Here is a 14,510-nt window from a genome sequence, read left to right on the forward strand (position 1 = left end):
TCCCTTCAGCGCGCGACGGTCGCGCCTTAACTAACGCGCGAGTAACACCCGCGCCTTAACGATGTCGGGCTGATCGAAGCCCTCAGAGAATCGCGCAAGCGCCGCTTCGACTACCTCATGCGAAGTGGTGTGCCCTTGGGAGGCGCGTAGCGTTGTCCAGGACAGCGTGGCGCGCAATTCCAGCGGGAGCGCGCCTTGGGCTGTGGCGATGTCGATGGCGTTGCGCAGCGATGACTCGGCTTCGGCAAGGTTGGCACTGCTGCGTAGCAGCAATTCACCGCGCAGACGGTGCAACTCAGCGTCCACCCAGTGCTCGCCAGTGCGACCGGCGCATTCGAACGCCTGATCCAAGGCCGCCAAGGCAGCCTCGGTCTCGCCGATGTCGCCCAAGCATTCAGCCAGCAAAGCCAGATAGAGGGGCAGACGCAGGCGTGCACCCGTCGCGTGAAATCCCGCGATCGCCGCCTGCATCGCCATCACGGCGTCGGCGCCTGGCGACCGTTTCGCGTTGCCCCAGGCGAGCAGCACGCTTGCCCAGGCGAGGTAGTACCCCACATGGTACTGATCGGCGATCTCGTGTGCCTGGCGGGCATAGGACAGTGTGAGATCGTATTCATGGCGCAGCGCATGCTGCGTCGCGAGATATGACAGCGCAAGTGCCTGGGAGAACGGGTGCGCCGCCCGGTTCGCCACCGCCAGCGCTTCGTGTCCACGCTGGATGGCCTGATCTGCCAGCCCCCTGAACCACAATGCGTGCGCCGACCACGCGGCAGCCAGCACGCCGAAGTTGGCGCCCATCAGCGACGCATGCTCGGCATGCTGGGCCTCATCATAGGCACGGTGCGCGCGTTGATACGCGGGCTCCGCTGCCGTCCAGTCGCCTTGCTGGGTCAGGCAACCCATGACATTGGTCCAAGCCATCACCGAATACGTACCGGTGTCTAGCGGCCCCAATCCAGCAATCAGTTCCTCACTCAGGCTACGTGCCTGTGCAAGTTCCGCCCTCACTGCCAGGAAGAATGAAAGGCTGACTTGGGCGCGGTGTTGCTGACTGCTGTCACCCGCCACCCGGCTCAGCTCTACCGCGCGACGCAGCGGCGCCTCCAGTTCGGGGGCTGCCCAGCCCCGGGCGATCCGAATCGGTGGCGCAAGCTCGAGTTGCAGGGCGAGCGAATGACTGGCGCGCTCCTGCGGATCGGCAATCCGGTCCGCTTGCCCCTGGCCGCGCGTCAGCAACGCAATGGCGTCGTCGTAGGCATACACACGCTGCGCAACGCCTGCCGCGCGCCGATAAAATGCCGCCGCTTGGGATGGCAGACCTGCGTGCTCATAGTGCGAGGCGATCTGCGCGCTTGCGGCGTCGGGCGCATCGCCTGGCACCTGTTCAAGCGCTTGCCCTACGCGCAAATGCATACGGCGGCGCTGCAACGGGCTCACCTCGGCGTATGCCACGTCGCGGATTTTGTCATGGCTGAAGTCAAACGCGTGGCCTCCACTGTCAGTCTGACGAACGATGCGCCGCCGCCACAGCTCGTCCAGCGCGTTTGCCAATGCACCCTCACCAAGGTCGCTTGCCTGAGCGAGGATATCGGTCGTGAACGCCCGTCCGATGATGGCTGCAACCCCGACGATATCGCGGGCGCCCGGAGCAAGCTGCGACAGCCGGCTCGAAATGACGGTGTAAACCTTGGGTGGTAATTTCGACGCCATATCGCCCTTTGCGTCGCCAACCGACATCGTGTCGGTGCGTGCCCGCATCATTTCGACCGCAAACAGCGGGTTACCCTCGCTCTCCTTGAATAGCTGGGTTGCCTCCGTGTCGGCCAGCGGCTGGCCGAGGACCTGCGCCGCAATTTTCGCCGTTTCGGCGGCGTCGAGTGTCCCTAACGAGATCTCCATGAGTTGATCGTCACGGCGTAGCGCGTCAAGCAGCTGGGTCGCCGCGTGTCGCGGTGTGACTTCCTCCGGACGCGCGGTGGCGACGACCATGAGCCTTGACGCCATGTCGAAACGCATCAGGAAGCGAAGCCATTCGAGCGTCTCGCCGTCGCACCATTGCACGTCATCGAGCAGCAACAGCAACGGTCCACCTTGTACCAGCACCGATCGCGCGAGTGCCTCGAAAAACCGTTGCCGCTGCCAATACTCGGTAAGCGGCGACGGCGGCGACAATCCGGATTGCTGAGTGAGAAGTTCGGGCAGCAGGCGCGTGACCTCGGTTAGCCACAGTTTGTCTAGCTTGCCGATCGCACCACTTAGGGCCGGGCTGCGGAGCCACCCGGTGACCGGCGCAAACGCGAGTTGCCCCTCGGCTGCATAGGCGCGCGAGCGCGCCACGGTGATGCCTTGCTCTTCCAAATGGAGGAGCAATTCTTCCGCCAGCCTCGATTTGCCGATGCCCGCTTCGCCCAGAATCAGGACAAACTGCTTGTCGCCCAGCTGCGTACGGTGCCAGACTTCAAGAAGCCGGCGCCATTCGCCATGTCGACCGATCATTGGGAGCATCGCATCCCGCGGACGTTTGAGCTGCATGGCCGCGGCCTGCGCAGCCAGCCGCGCATAGGCCTCGCGCAAGGGTTCGCTGGGCAAAATTCCCAAATCCCGAGCGAGCGTCTCTACATAACTCCGATAGGCACGGATTGCCGATGCGTGATCGTGGTTCAGCGCATGCAGGCGCATGACCGCCAGGCAAGTAGGTTCACGACACGGGTCGAGCCGCTGCAACTGCTGCGTGTACTTCAACGCCTTGACATAGTCTCGCCGCGCCTCACTCAACTGACCCAGACGTACGAGCGCCTCAATGCACTGTTCGCGCAATCTCTCGCGCTCGGGGTGAATCCACTCGTCATAGCAGTTGGCCAGCAGGTCACCGCGATAGAGATCCGCGGCGTGCGTCAGCTGCTCTTCTTCTGCACCTGCGTCGGCGTGTCTCGCGGCCTTCGCTGCGGCCGCAAGCGCGCACCGAAACTGCCCCACATCTAAGTCCGGCGTCAATTCAGAAAGCCATCGCACCATTTGCGCATCGGCATGGATGAACTGATCCGCATTCGGCCAAGTCTTGCGCAGTTGATGCAGAAGTTGACGCAGGGCATTACGCGCCTGCGCCTGCGAGGAATCTGGCCAGAACAGTAAGGCGAGCTGCTGCCGCGTCTGCGGTGCATCGCGATGCAGGAGAAGGCAGGCGAGCAGCGCCTGCAAGCGAGGGGAGTTTGCATTGAACAGGAGCCCATCAGCGCTGTCGAGCTGGAACTCGCCAAACAATCGCGCGGAGAATCGGACCTGCGAAGTCATGGTGGAGTCCAATACGGCTACGAGGCGATGGACGAACTCCTATTGGCAGCAAGCGGAGCGCACTGCATCAGCGCTTGTGCGGGAACTAACTCCCCACCACGCGCGAGAACCATTTGTGACTATACGCGCGTTGCGGAGTCGCAACCGACCAACATTGAGGCGAGCCGATCACTTCCTTTCCCGCAAACACTCTGCCACATATACGGTTTGTACCAGCTTCGCTCCGCCTCGAGCTTACGTCGACTCTCCATTTTTCGAAAAATCGCCCTGGCAGTGCGTGGCACGGTGACGGCGCAGCGCTGCTACGCGAGCAATGACAGACGGCTTGGAGCGACGGACGGCTTGAGCCCGTCTTGTTGACAAATGCAGAAGCGAGCGGCGCTCGCTCCTGTCTGTCACGATTGGGATGAATCGTTTTACGTCATCAAAGGGGGGATGTGCCAGAGGAGAATTTTTCTCCACATGGCGTCCAATGCAAACGCATCGGCGGATCAGGAAAAGCCATGGCTGCGCACGGCTGCTAATTTGATATGGCGCCTGGCGGCTGTATTCGGGCGACTAGATCGTCAAAGCTGTCATCGCGCGGCGATGATTCATAGTCCGCCTTACGCAGACAAGGCCACGTGCATCTCAATCTAGGTCACCCCACCGAACATGGACACCCTCCTCGCTGCCTGCATAGGAATAGGCACTCCTACCGTCGCAATCGCTTTTAGTCTTATCGGGCTTGCCGTTGGGCTTGCGTTAGGCCGCATTCGTTCTTATACGCACTCAATTCAAAATCATGGAGAGGAGCAGATTTCCCGCGCGTTGCGACACCATTTCATCGCGCCCAACTATCATCTGATGAACCACATCACGTTGCGGATGCGCGATGCCACGACTCAGATTGACCACATCCTCGTTTCAAGGTTCGGCGTCTTTGTCATAGAGACAAAGCACTACAATGGCTGGATCTTCACGAACGGCAAGCGAGCGAAGTGGACTCAGGTTTTGTTCAAGTCTAGCTTTCAGTTTCAGAACCCCATCTATCAGAATGCTCGGCACGTTCGTGCCGTCCGCGAGTTGCTTGACTTTCTGCCGTCCGATTGCATCAAATAAGTTGTGGTCTTTACGGGAGGTGCCAAGTTCAAAACTGACATCCCTTCTGGCGTTTTTGGTCTTCGGCAACTTGTCGATCATCTCTACGGGCAGACCACTGAAGTTATGTCTCTTAATCGTATGCAGTTCTGCGTTGGGCGCATCGAGGCAGCGCGCCTTGCCGTAACTAACGAGACGGATGTCGAACACGTTGAGAACCTCAGACGAAAGCATGGAATTGCAGTCTAATCCCATGACAACTTCCCCGTTAGATACATGGAAACCATGTTGGCGTCGCTCTATGGCCGAACATGAAGCGACGATAGCGGTGAAGGCTTGGTAAAATCGGCTAGCCGTTGAACTGCCAAAGCCTCAGTAATGATCTGGCCAGCAGCTAGACGATGCGCCAACAGATGACAGTGTGAGAGAGTGAACCTAATCGCGGTCGCTCGGTCCATCTGCTTCCTTCACTCACACCATTGCAATGCAGAAGTTATTAGCTACCCTTTTATTGGGAATCGCACCCGCCTTTATTCCCACGATAGCGGGCGCCACCAGCACGGCCGATTTCTCTCAGTGCCGCCAGCTCTTTGTCAATAGCGCGCCTCCGAAGGTGGCAGCCAATCCAGCAATGAAGCTGCGCCCTTTATGCTACGACGCGTTTGCCGTCCTGCATTCTGGCCGCAGCAAGACGCCCGTCTACGTGGCCGAGCGCTTATCACGAGCGCAATTGGTTGACGCCAGGGACGAGAAACGCACCGATCAGTTTTTTGCCGATGCACGCTTGCCGCGCGCTGAGCGTGCGGAACTGGACGACTATAAAGGTAGCGGATACGATCGCGGCCACCTAGCTCCCGCCGGGGACCAGCCTACTGCACAGGCCATGGCCCAATCATTTAGCTTGGCTAACATGACCCCGCAAGCGCCGAAGAACAATCGCGAAGCATGGAATTCGATCGAATCGGCGACGCGCAAGTATGTGATGCGGGCTAAGGGAGATGTCTATGTTATCTCCGGGCCTGTATTCGGCGACCGTCCCGACACCATCGGACAGGGCCGCGTCTGGGTACCCGAGCACTATTTCAAGTTGGTCTACGACCAGACCACAAACCGGGCATGGGCGCACTGGATCGCCAATACCAACGAGGCACACCCCAGCAAGCCGATCAGCTATCGCGAACTGACCAAGCGCACCGGCGTCGAATTTCTTCCCGGTGTGTCACCTGTCGACGAGGCCACCCCAGTAACACCTGAGGTAGGAACGCAAGCATCGTCGCATCGTGGCGGCAATAGTCCTGTTAAGAGGGAAGAAGACCTGGCGCAGCTGTTTAAGTCGTCAGTTCAGTCGGCAGCGCAGAGGATCCAGAAGTCGATGGAGCGGTGATGGCCACGAGCGCGGAGCTTGCGCACGAGGCTTACTAGACGCCGTTCTGGCGCGAACGCATCCGGGCCGAGCTCGGCGTCAGGCAGCGCATTTAGACGCCCGACCTTCGGCCCCGATGCCCCGTCATCCATGATGGGTCTTATCGGCACGCTCCTAAGATCACTTCCCCGCCGCCCCCAATTGGATGACTCGAGAACACACCCAGGCGGATGCCAGAATCCTCATTGGTACACCTGGCCGAAATATTCAAGGTCCGGTCCGTTCCGCCCCTCGACGTGACCAACCCATGCAGTTCAGTGTTGAATAGGTGCCGCATAAGCCACGAATCAACATCCTGATCACCACAAAAAGAAATCCGAAATTGACATTGCCCCTATAGCGCATAGGCTTTTCCCGTACGCACCCCCGGATTAGAACCATGCGTTCCCTATTGCGGGTCCTGATGCTCGGATTGCTTCTTGCCCTGCCGCCTATCGGCCGGGCGCAGGCGCCTGCCGCTCCCACTCTCCAGTCCGACGCGATTCCCGCATTCCAGACGGTCGATTCGATGGAAGCACGCGTACAGGGTTGCGTGACCTGTCACGGTCAGAGCGGCCAGGGCACCAATAACGGATACTATCCGCGCATTGCCGGCAAGCCGGCCGGTTACCTCTACAACCAACTCGTTGCCTTCCGCGACGGTACGCGCCGCTATGCTCCGATGAACTATCTGGTCGCGTACTTGCCGGACCCGTACCTGAAGGAGATTGCCGAGTACTTCGCGAAGCTGCGTCCGCCATTTGTCGCACCCGAGGCGTCCGATGCGCAGCCCGCCGCGGTGGCGCGTGGCCAGGCGCTGGTAACCGCTGGCGATAGCAAGCAAGGCGTACCGGCGTGCATCGCGTGCCATGGTGCGGGGCTCACCGGCATGGAACCAGGCATTCCGGGGCTGACGGGACTGCGGCACGCGTACATCATTGGCCAGCTTACGCGCTGGAAGGTGGGCGAACGGCATGCGACGGAGCCCGATTGCATGAAGCGAATCGCTTCGCGGCTGTCCGACGCCGATATCGCTGCCGTGGCGGCCTTCCTGTCTCAGCAGGTTCCCCCAAAGGATCCGTCTCCGGAATCGTCCAACCTTGTGCGCATGCCACTGGCATGTGGCAGCCAGCGCTGATGGGGTCGCCATGAAAGCGCGCAGGTTACCCGTCCTCATCATCGGCGCTGTGATCGTCGCTGTACTCGTCATACTGGCCCTGCGCCTGATGCCGTCCGGACCGCGGGAGAAGCCGGCGCCCGTCACGACGGCGAGCGCTCCCGCCGCAAAGGGAGCGCGCGGCGCCGCGGCGCTCAGCCCGGCCAGCCAGATCATCGTCAAGGGCGAATACCTTGCGCGCGCCGGCGATTGCGTCGCCTGCCACACCGAGCCCAACAACCCGCCGTTCGCGGGCGGACGCGCGATGGCAACGCCGTTCGGCAGCCTCTTCGTCCCCAACATCACGCCCGACGACGAGACCGGCATCGGCCAATGGACCGCCGACGACTTCTACCGAATGATGCATACGGGCGTCTCGCGCGATGGCAATCTGCTCTACCCCGCCATGCCGTTCGCGTCGTACACCAAGGTGACGCGCGAGGACTCGGACGCGATCTACGCTTACCTGATGTCAGTGCCGCCGGTGAAGCGCAAGAACCATCCACACGAGCTTCGCTTTCCGTTCAACAAGCGCGAACTGCTGATCGGCTGGCGTGCACTCTATTTCAAGGAGGGCGAATTCCAGCCCGATCCGAAACAGTCGGTGCAATGGAATCGAGGCGCCTATCTCGTGCAGGGCCTCGGCCATTGCGCGATGTGTCACACGGCGATCAACGCGCTCGGCGGATCGAGCGAGTCGAAGGAGTTCGAGGGTGGGATGATCCCGAACCAGAACTGGTATGCGCCGTCGCTTACGTCAAACCGGGAAGCTGGCTTGGGCAACTGGCCGCTCCAGGACATCGTCGATCTGTTGCAAGTTGGCGTTTCGCATCGCGCGACGGTCTACGGTCCGATGGCAGAAGTGGTCTACAACAGCTTGCAGTACATGACCGACGAGGACGTGCAAGCGATGGCGGTGTATCTGCAGGCGCTGCCGCAACGCGATACCGAACCACCGCCGTCTAGCCAGGAACATCTGGTGCAGCCTGCCGTGATGGAGAACGGGCGCAAGATCTACCAGCAGCAATGCGTGATGTGCCATGCCGAGGACGGCAAGGGCCATCCGCCATCGTTCCCGCCGCTTGCGGGCAACCAGTCGATCACGATGGCGTCGCCAGTCAATGCGATCCGCATGGTGCTCAATGGCGGCTACGCGCCGGGCACGAAGAAGAACCCACGCCCGCATGGCATGCCGCCGTTCTCGCACGCGCTCGACGACGAACAGGCCGCCGCCGTGGTGACATACATCCGCGTCGCTTGGGGCAACACCGGCACGCCAGTGGCACCGCCACAGGTCAACGCGCTACGCATGCTCTTGCCCGAGTAACCGACATCGCCGACATGACCGACACCGATCCGCACGCGCCAATGCATCACGACGAACCACCGCCAGCGGACCACGACGTACACCGCGTGGTAAGCGACGGTCCGAAGGGAACATTTGCCGTAGCGAGCGTAGCCTCCGCCATCGTCGTGGTGATCTACCTGGCGTTCTACTTCGGCATCTATGCGCAGCGGGGACTGATCCAGTGAGCACGATATCGCCTACGCCTGCCACGCCCGATGGCCACCACGCCGAGGCGGTCGCCGTCGCGGCGGAACGGCGCTGGGCCGTGGTCGTGGGGATCATCATGGGCGTCATCGTGCTCCTGATGATTTTCGCGGGCGTGCATTGGCTATCGATGCCGCCGTCGCGCGTGGAGACGGTGAACGTGCGAACGCTACACCTGCAGGGAGAGTTTGTCGAAGGCAACCTCGGCACGGCAGTCGACGGCGACGGCAAGGTGACCGTGAGGCTGGTCGCGCAGCAGTATTCATTCGAGCCGCAATGCCTTGTGGTGCCACAGGGCATGCCGGTGACGTTCCGGGGCACGAGCGCTGACGCGATTCACGGCTTCATCGTCGGCACCACCAATGCCAATACCATGTTGATCCCCGGCTTCGTGGCGACGTTCACGACGACGTTTCCGCGTGCGGGCGAGCAGTTGATGCCATGCCACGAATATTGCGGCATCGGGCACGAGGCGATGTGGGCGAGAGTGCAGGTGCTCCCACGCGAGGAATTCATGGAGCGTGCGCGACACGCGGAAAGGATGTCCTGTGTTCCTCGCTAGAAAACTCGTCCTCGCGCATTTCTGGGTGGCCTTCGTGGCATTTCTCGGCGCCATCGTCCTCGGCGAATGGCAGATGTTCATTCGCAGTCCACTGTCGACCTGGGTCAACAATCCCGAGCACTACTACCGCTCGGTGACAGCGCACGGCACGGTGATGGCCTATGTGCTGCCCACGCTGGTGGCGATGGGCTTCGGCTATGCCATCTGCGAACTCGGCCTCAAGCGTCCGCTCGTGGGCCTGCGTTGGGCCTGGATCGGCTTCTGGCTGCTGATCGCCGGCACCGTGCTTGCGGCAGTGACAATGGGACTCGGCAAGGCATCGGTCCTCTATACGTTCTATCCGCCGATGATTGGCAGTCCGTTCTACTATCTCGGCGTGGTGCTGGTGGTGGTCGGCTCGTGGGTCTGGGTCGCGCTGATGGCGGTCAACCTGCGTGTGTGGCGGCGCGATAATCCGGGAGCCACCGTACCGCTTGCGGTGTACGGTACGGTGGCTGGCGCTTATCTGTGGGCGTGGACTTCATTGGGCGCCGCGATCGAGGTGCTGGTACTGATCCTGCCCGCATCGCTCGGCCTGACCGATACCATCAACGCCGGACTCGCGCGCGTGTTCTTTTCGTGGACGCTGCACGCCATTGTCTACTTCTGGCTCGTTCCTGCATACGTCGCGTTCTACACGATCGTCCCGCGTGCCATCGGCGGTCGCCTCTATAGCGACACCATGGGTCGCATGGCCTTCGCGCTATTCCTCGTCTTCTCGATGCCGATTGGTATTCACCACCTATTCGCCGATCCGCAGGTCGGCTCGGGCTTCAAGTTCGTCCACGCAGCCATGACTGCGATGGTGACGGTGCCAACCCTGCTGACGGTATTCACCATCGTCGCCTCGGTCGAAATCGCGGCGCGCCTGCGCGGCGGCAGAGGCCCCTTCGGCTGGGTGAAGGCGCTGCCGTGGCACAACCCGATGATGCTCGCGGTAACGTTCTCGTTCATCATGCTCGGCTTCGGCGGCGCAGGCGGCATCATCAACATGAGCTACCAGCTCAACGAGTCGATCCACAATACCCAATGGGTGACCGGGCATTTCCACCTGATTTTCGGCGGCGCGATCGTCATCATGTACATGGCGCTCGCCTACGACCTCTGGCCGCAACTGACCGCCCGCGGTCCGCTGCCGGCCGGCCTGATGCGGCTGCAACTCTGGCTGTGGTTCCTCGGCATGCTGGTTCTCTCGCTGCCCTGGCACTGGGTTGGCCTGCTCGGCATGCCGCGCCGCATGGCGTACTACGACTACAGCCACCCGGACCTTCAATCGCAAGCATGGACCGTGGCGGCCTCGACGTTCGGCGGACTGGCGATGGTCATCTCGGCGATCCTGTTCGTGTACATCCTCGCCAACGCGCATCGTCGTCCGCTCGGCACGCCAACGCCCTACACGTTCAGCGAACCCATCCATGCGGGAGGACGTCCACCGGCGGCGCTCAACGGCTTCGCGCTGTGGGTCGGGATGATGATCGCGCTGACGCTCGTCAACTACGGCTACCCCATCGTGCAGCTCGCCATACTCGAAAACGCCTCGGTGCCCATTGTGCCGATTGGCGGCCGCTAGTCCGCCACAGCCACCGTCACCGGATCCTCCCATGTCCGCGCAACCCAATCCTATCGGCGCCAAAAGCGTACTGGCCTTGGTCGTGCTGACCATCGTCCTGATGTTGGTCGGCTTCATCTGGTTGCCATCGGTGCAAAGCGATTTCAGCGCGCGTGGCGTATGGGACGCCATCTGCCGCGCCGCCGGGGTCCCCACGAACTGGAGCGGCGACGACAAAACGCACACGGGGCGCATCGCCACCAACGTCGTGCTCGACCGCTCGATGGCGCGCGTCGGCTCGGCGGACAGCGTCGGACGCGGCGCCACACTCGCGCTGAACAACTGCACGATGTGCCACGGCGCACGCGGCATGACAGCCTCCAACGCGCCCAACCTTGCTGGCCAGTACCCGGAAGTCGTCATCAAGCAACTGAACGACTACAACGCCGGAAAGCGCGGCAGCGCGATCATGGAAACGCTGGCTCGCAAGCTGTCGGAGCGCGATATCGCCGATGTTGCCGCGTACTACGCCTCGCTACCAAAGGCGCGCACTGCCCCGACGACCTACGATGAATCGCTGCCCGCGCTGGTACGCGTGGGCGATCCGCTGCGCAATATCGCGCCGTGCATTGCATGCCATGGCGGGGTTGATCAGAAGTTCGGCGCCCCTTGGCTCGAAGGCATGCCGCGCGATTACCTTACCACCGAACTAAAGGCATTCCGCAACGGCTCGCGCGCCAATGACGCGGAGGCGCAGATGCGGAACATGGCGAGAGCCATGACCGATCAGGAGATCGAGGAAGTTGCGGTGTTCTACGCCCGAAAGGCGGCACCGGAAGGTCATTAGGACCATGCGCTGAAACTGGCTCTCTGACCCGCTGCTGTGTCGTTGCGACCACTGGTGCGTTTCCCACCGTTTGTAGTCGTGTAATCGCGACCCTCGTCCCATCCTCGCTCAAGGCAGAATTCCTCGCTGACGCCCAGAAGCCACCGCCCAAGCAGAAGCATGTTCCGTAAAAGTGGGGATATCGATTCAAAGCTGGGCATCGCTATCCGTGCCCCGCTTCTTGCGGGGCGCACCTTGTGAGGCCCGCAAGCAACCTAGTGCCACGCCGTCCCTAGCTGGACATAGACCGCATTCTGATCCTTGCTATGCGCGACATCGAGGCCAACTGCCAAACCAAGCCTCTTGGCCAACAGATATCGAAAGCCCATCCCAACGCTGGCCACGTTCTCCGCGTCCGAAAAGCTTTGTCGTCCATACGCTTTGCCCATACCAGTGAAGCCTAGGACGGACCACCGCGGCGTAAAGTCCCAACGCAGTTCCGCCTCTACGGAGATGGCGTTTCTGTCCTGGTATTGCGCCTTTTTTACACCGCGCAGATCAACATACGGCTGGACATAAAAAGGAACGTCGCCTGATGAAAATCGTGTATCCGCACGCAAGCCTAAGATGATTGTCTTGCTGAGGGGCAGCCAGGTGTAACCGCGCGCCGCGTAGATGTCGTAGCTTTGCGTACTGCCGATTCCTTCGCGGGCGAACTGGGCCTCGAACTCGGCATAACTGCCGCGATTCGGGAAGAAGATGTTATCTCGCGAGTCGTAGTCGACAACCAAGCTCGCGGCGCTGATCCGCTGGTTTCGACCTTCGCCCACGAGGCCTGTATTCCCCTGGCCAAATTTGAAGGCAGTATTCGCGTCGAAGTAGATGTAGCGTGGGCCCGCGAACCATTTGCTGTTACCCATTCGCACAAGTAGTTGCTGGATCAGGCCGACCCCATCTAGCTCGTAGGCTCGTGGTTGATTGCCCAGGCCAAAGTAGTCGAGATTTGCATTAACTTTCGCCAGTCCGCCAATGTAGCGATACCGATCACCATCCCAGCTGTGCATGTGGCCGACAAATCCGGCCCATGTCCCGTTTTGGGTATAAGCACCACCTAGGGCGGTGATATTGGGTGGGGCCCTCGCCTCCCCGCGTTCCTTGGCCCTGGCCTCGCTCTCGGCGATCGATTCCGAGAAAAACAGCAACCCTAGGCCACCGCCGTAACCTACGGCTGGCTCGGTGATAACGAACGGGACGGGTAGCGCTCCCCGGTGCTCAAGCAAATAGTTGCTCATGTCAAACGCACCGTCTTCGGGATCGCGAAAACTTGGCGACCGCGATTCTGCGACGGCCGCTACCGGAGACAGCGCGACCACTAGCATCATGCTGGCTAGCCGAAAAGATCCGCTCGTGAGTCGCTCTAGCCACATATGCCCGCCTGGATTGCTGTTCCTCGTGTCGCCAAAATCTGCGTCGACGGCCTCACACCGTCAATTGGCCAAAGGTCCAGTCTATTTGCGAGCGGAGTTTGGTGAATTCAATCTAGCCCGCTCGAACATGCCGTGCACAACAGGCGACGATTCGGACTGATTCTTTCAGAAAACGTCAGGCGAACTTGCGGTATCGCCGCGACGATCGGACACTTTGCCTCGTCGACGTTCTATTCCCGATGAGGCGCGACAATAGAAAAATTCGGCCGCCGGGTGCCGTGGATCATTCCCTGTAAGTTGGTTCCTGTCGTGTGGCCAGTCTTTGCGACGGTAGCTTTTGCTGGTTCATTAGTGCCCAAACAAGCGAGACGGTCCAGCCAAGAAACGTCCAGCCTAAAAGAATGTTCAGTGCGACGATGGCGGCCAAGTGGCGGTGCTGGCGAAGCGTGGCCACCACGGACGGGACGAAGTACACCACCACCAGCACCGCCACCAGAACTTGCCAATTCGCTGCCAACAAATCCCACCAGTAATTCAGTTGTTCCATGATGCGTTCCCTGCGGCCCGGTTCTCTCCGGGAGGTGTCATTCCTCCCACTAGAGCACTAGCAAATCTAGTTGCAATAAACTTGGTTGCCAATTTGCTGGCACGTACGACCGTTGGAGAAGTAGGTCTGGTTTCCGATCTGCTGCGCAGTGGTGCCATTCGAATAGTAGGTCTGATTACCGATTTGCTGTGCTGTCGTGCCGTTCGAATAGTAGGTTTGGTTCCCAATGCGTTGCGACGTCGTACCATCGGAGTAGTACGTCTGGTTACCAATCTGCTGGGCTGACATGCCGTTGCTGCAATACGTCTGGCTTCCGATGCGCTGGCAGATCTGTGCAAGTGCAAGCTGCGGAACAGCGATTAAGGCCGCGAGAGCCAAGACACGAAATTTCATTTTTGACACCTTAACGGAAGTGAGATTAAAAGTCGGTACAGGTAAAAGGACCGACCGTTGGCGCCGCGACGCTACATTCCATCGGTGTTGCGCCCCAATACCAAGGTAGGCGCCGGGGAAAGCGGCAGCTTTGCAAGGTCCGCCGCGACCTTTACATTTGATGCCCCGCTACGGTGGGCGCACTTCACCGCTGCGGCCTATGTCGAGTCAACCGCCCGCCGGTATGCTGTTTCGTCCTACGGAAGTGACGGTCACAGCCCGGAAGCACACACTGGACGCGGGAGGGTTTCGAATGCCACCGACTGCGTAGGCCGAGCTTCAATTGTTCCCAAAGCGGTGTGCGAATGACCGTGAGGGGTTGGCTACCTGTATTTTCCGAAAGGAGGCGAGAACAAGCCCATGACCCTCCAACTCCGACACGAAACGGCGGACGACATTGCTTTCATCGAAGCGGTCACGATTGCCGCCTTCGCAGATTCGCCGCACACCAGCCACACCGAGCAATTCATCGTGCGCGCACTGCGCGCCGCCAACGAACTGACGCGCTCCATCGTGGCCGAGGATCACGGCCAGATTATCGGCCATGTGGCCCTTTCGCCTGTGACCATCACCGATGGTCACGGCAACAAGGCAGAAGGCTGGTACGGTCTGGGACCTATCTCCGTTCTGCCGCAAAGGCAGGGACA

At 60.8% G+C, this 14,510-nt stretch carries 13 protein-coding genes; 9 read left to right on the forward strand and 4 right to left on the reverse strand.

All coding sequences use genetic code 11. The features are described 5' to 3' along the window. Positions 1 to 30: 30 nt before the first annotated feature. The gene (locus CYJ10_RS16595) at positions 31 to 3,291 is read right to left on the reverse strand and encodes an AAA family ATPase (protein ID WP_101682710.1); all 3,261 of its coding nucleotides are present in this window, start codon (positions 3,289 to 3,291) and stop codon (positions 31 to 33) included. A 654-nt stretch (positions 3,292 to 3,945) separates the two neighbouring features. Between CYJ10_RS16595 and CYJ10_RS35225 the strand changes: the two genes are divergently transcribed. The 8 genes from CYJ10_RS35225 to CYJ10_RS16635 all read left to right on the forward strand — a co-directional run bounded on the left by CYJ10_RS35225 (position 3,946) and on the right by CYJ10_RS16635 (position 11,478). Further along, entirely contained in the window at positions 3,946 to 4,392 is a 447-nt protein-coding gene (locus tag CYJ10_RS35225) for a nuclease-related domain-containing protein (protein ID WP_101682591.1), read from the forward strand. 463 nt (positions 4,393 to 4,855) lie between these two features. Further along, positions 4,856 to 5,755, forward strand: a complete 900-nt coding sequence (locus CYJ10_RS16605; protein ID WP_101682592.1) for a DNA/RNA non-specific endonuclease — start codon at positions 4,856 to 4,858, stop codon at positions 5,753 to 5,755. Positions 5,756 to 6,173: 418 nt separating this feature from the next. After that, positions 6,174 to 6,911: a c-type cytochrome gene (locus tag CYJ10_RS16610; protein WP_101682593.1), complete on the forward strand. Its 738-nt coding sequence runs from the start codon at positions 6,174 to 6,176 to the stop codon at positions 6,909 to 6,911. 88 nt (positions 6,912 to 6,999) lie between these two features. Beyond that, positions 7,000 to 8,256 carry a c-type cytochrome gene (locus tag CYJ10_RS16615; protein ID WP_257993383.1) on the forward strand — a complete coding sequence of 419 codons (1,257 nt, stop codon included), beginning with the start codon at positions 7,000 to 7,002 and terminating at the stop codon, positions 8,254 to 8,256. A 14-nt stretch (positions 8,257 to 8,270) separates the two neighbouring features. Next, positions 8,271 to 8,462: a hypothetical protein gene (locus tag CYJ10_RS16620; RefSeq protein ID WP_101682595.1), complete on the forward strand. Its 192-nt coding sequence runs from the start codon at positions 8,271 to 8,273 to the stop codon at positions 8,460 to 8,462. After that, entirely contained in the window at positions 8,459 to 9,043 is a 585-nt protein-coding gene (locus CYJ10_RS16625; protein ID WP_374703275.1) for a cytochrome C oxidase subunit II, read from the forward strand. The genes CYJ10_RS16620 and CYJ10_RS16625 overlap by 4 nt, the downstream gene beginning before the upstream one ends. Then, positions 9,030 to 10,652 carry a cbb3-type cytochrome c oxidase subunit I gene (locus CYJ10_RS16630; protein WP_101682596.1) on the forward strand — a complete coding sequence of 541 codons (1,623 nt, stop codon included), beginning with the start codon at positions 9,030 to 9,032 and terminating at the stop codon, positions 10,650 to 10,652. Before CYJ10_RS16625 ends, CYJ10_RS16630 begins: the two co-directional genes overlap by 14 nt. Positions 10,653 to 10,683: 31 nt before the next feature. Beyond that, positions 10,684 to 11,478 carry a c-type cytochrome gene (locus CYJ10_RS16635; RefSeq protein WP_101682597.1) on the forward strand — a complete coding sequence of 265 codons (795 nt, stop codon included), beginning with the start codon at positions 10,684 to 10,686 and terminating at the stop codon, positions 11,476 to 11,478. Positions 11,479 to 11,732: 254 nt separating this feature from the next. Here CYJ10_RS16635 and CYJ10_RS16640 read toward each other — a convergent pair whose 3' ends face one another. From CYJ10_RS16640 to CYJ10_RS16650, 3 genes are all read right to left on the reverse strand, one after another. Then, entirely contained in the window at positions 11,733 to 12,839 is a 1,107-nt protein-coding gene (locus CYJ10_RS16640) for a BamA/TamA family outer membrane protein (RefSeq protein ID WP_101682712.1), read from the reverse strand. A gap of 328 nt (positions 12,840 to 13,167) precedes the next feature. After that, on the reverse strand, positions 13,168 to 13,431 hold the full coding sequence (locus tag CYJ10_RS16645; protein WP_101682598.1) for a superinfection immunity protein: 264 nt from the start codon (positions 13,429 to 13,431) through the stop codon (positions 13,168 to 13,170). Between the two features lie 66 nt (positions 13,432 to 13,497). Further along, positions 13,498 to 13,824, reverse strand: coding sequence for a hypothetical protein (locus tag CYJ10_RS16650; protein WP_101682599.1), 327 nt, complete (start codon positions 13,822 to 13,824; stop codon positions 13,498 to 13,500). Between the two features lie 399 nt (positions 13,825 to 14,223). On the opposite strand from CYJ10_RS16650, the gene CYJ10_RS16655 reads away from it, so the two are divergent. Then, a partial coding sequence (locus CYJ10_RS16655) for a GNAT family N-acetyltransferase (protein ID WP_146002068.1) occupies positions 14,224 to 14,510 on the forward strand: 287 nt, incomplete at its 3' end.

The organism is Cupriavidus pauculus (assembly GCF_002858765.1).
GTDB lineage: Bacteria > Pseudomonadota > Gammaproteobacteria > Burkholderiales > Burkholderiaceae > Cupriavidus > Cupriavidus pauculus_B.

What these genes read in the sequence shown, in the direction of transcription:
- CYJ10_RS16595 (WP_101682710.1), bottom strand. Translation starts at nt 3,291, where the DNA reads ATGACTTCGCAGGTCCGATTCTCCGCGCGATTGTTTGGCGAGTTCCAG.
- CYJ10_RS35225 (WP_101682591.1), top strand. Translation starts at nt 3,946, where the DNA reads ATGGACACCCTCCTCGCTGCCTGCATAGGAATAGGCACTCCTACCGTC.
- CYJ10_RS16605 (WP_101682592.1), top strand. Translation starts at nt 4,856, where the DNA reads ATGCAGAAGTTATTAGCTACCCTTTTATTGGGAATCGCACCCGCCTTT.
- CYJ10_RS16610 (WP_101682593.1), top strand. Translation starts at nt 6,174, where the DNA reads ATGCGTTCCCTATTGCGGGTCCTGATGCTCGGATTGCTTCTTGCCCTG.
- CYJ10_RS16615 (WP_257993383.1), top strand. Translation starts at nt 7,000, where the DNA reads ATGCCGTCCGGACCGCGGGAGAAGCCGGCGCCCGTCACGACGGCGAGC.
- CYJ10_RS16620 (WP_101682595.1), top strand. Translation starts at nt 8,271, where the DNA reads ATGACCGACACCGATCCGCACGCGCCAATGCATCACGACGAACCACCG.
- CYJ10_RS16635 (WP_101682597.1), top strand. Translation starts at nt 10,684, where the DNA reads ATGTCCGCGCAACCCAATCCTATCGGCGCCAAAAGCGTACTGGCCTTG.
- CYJ10_RS16640 (WP_101682712.1), bottom strand. Translation starts at nt 12,839, where the DNA reads ATGATGCTAGTGGTCGCGCTGTCTCCGGTAGCGGCCGTCGCAGAATCG.
- CYJ10_RS16645 (WP_101682598.1), bottom strand. Translation starts at nt 13,431, where the DNA reads ATGGAACAACTGAATTACTGGTGGGATTTGTTGGCAGCGAATTGGCAA.
- CYJ10_RS16650 (WP_101682599.1), bottom strand. Translation starts at nt 13,824, where the DNA reads ATGAAATTTCGTGTCTTGGCTCTCGCGGCCTTAATCGCTGTTCCGCAG.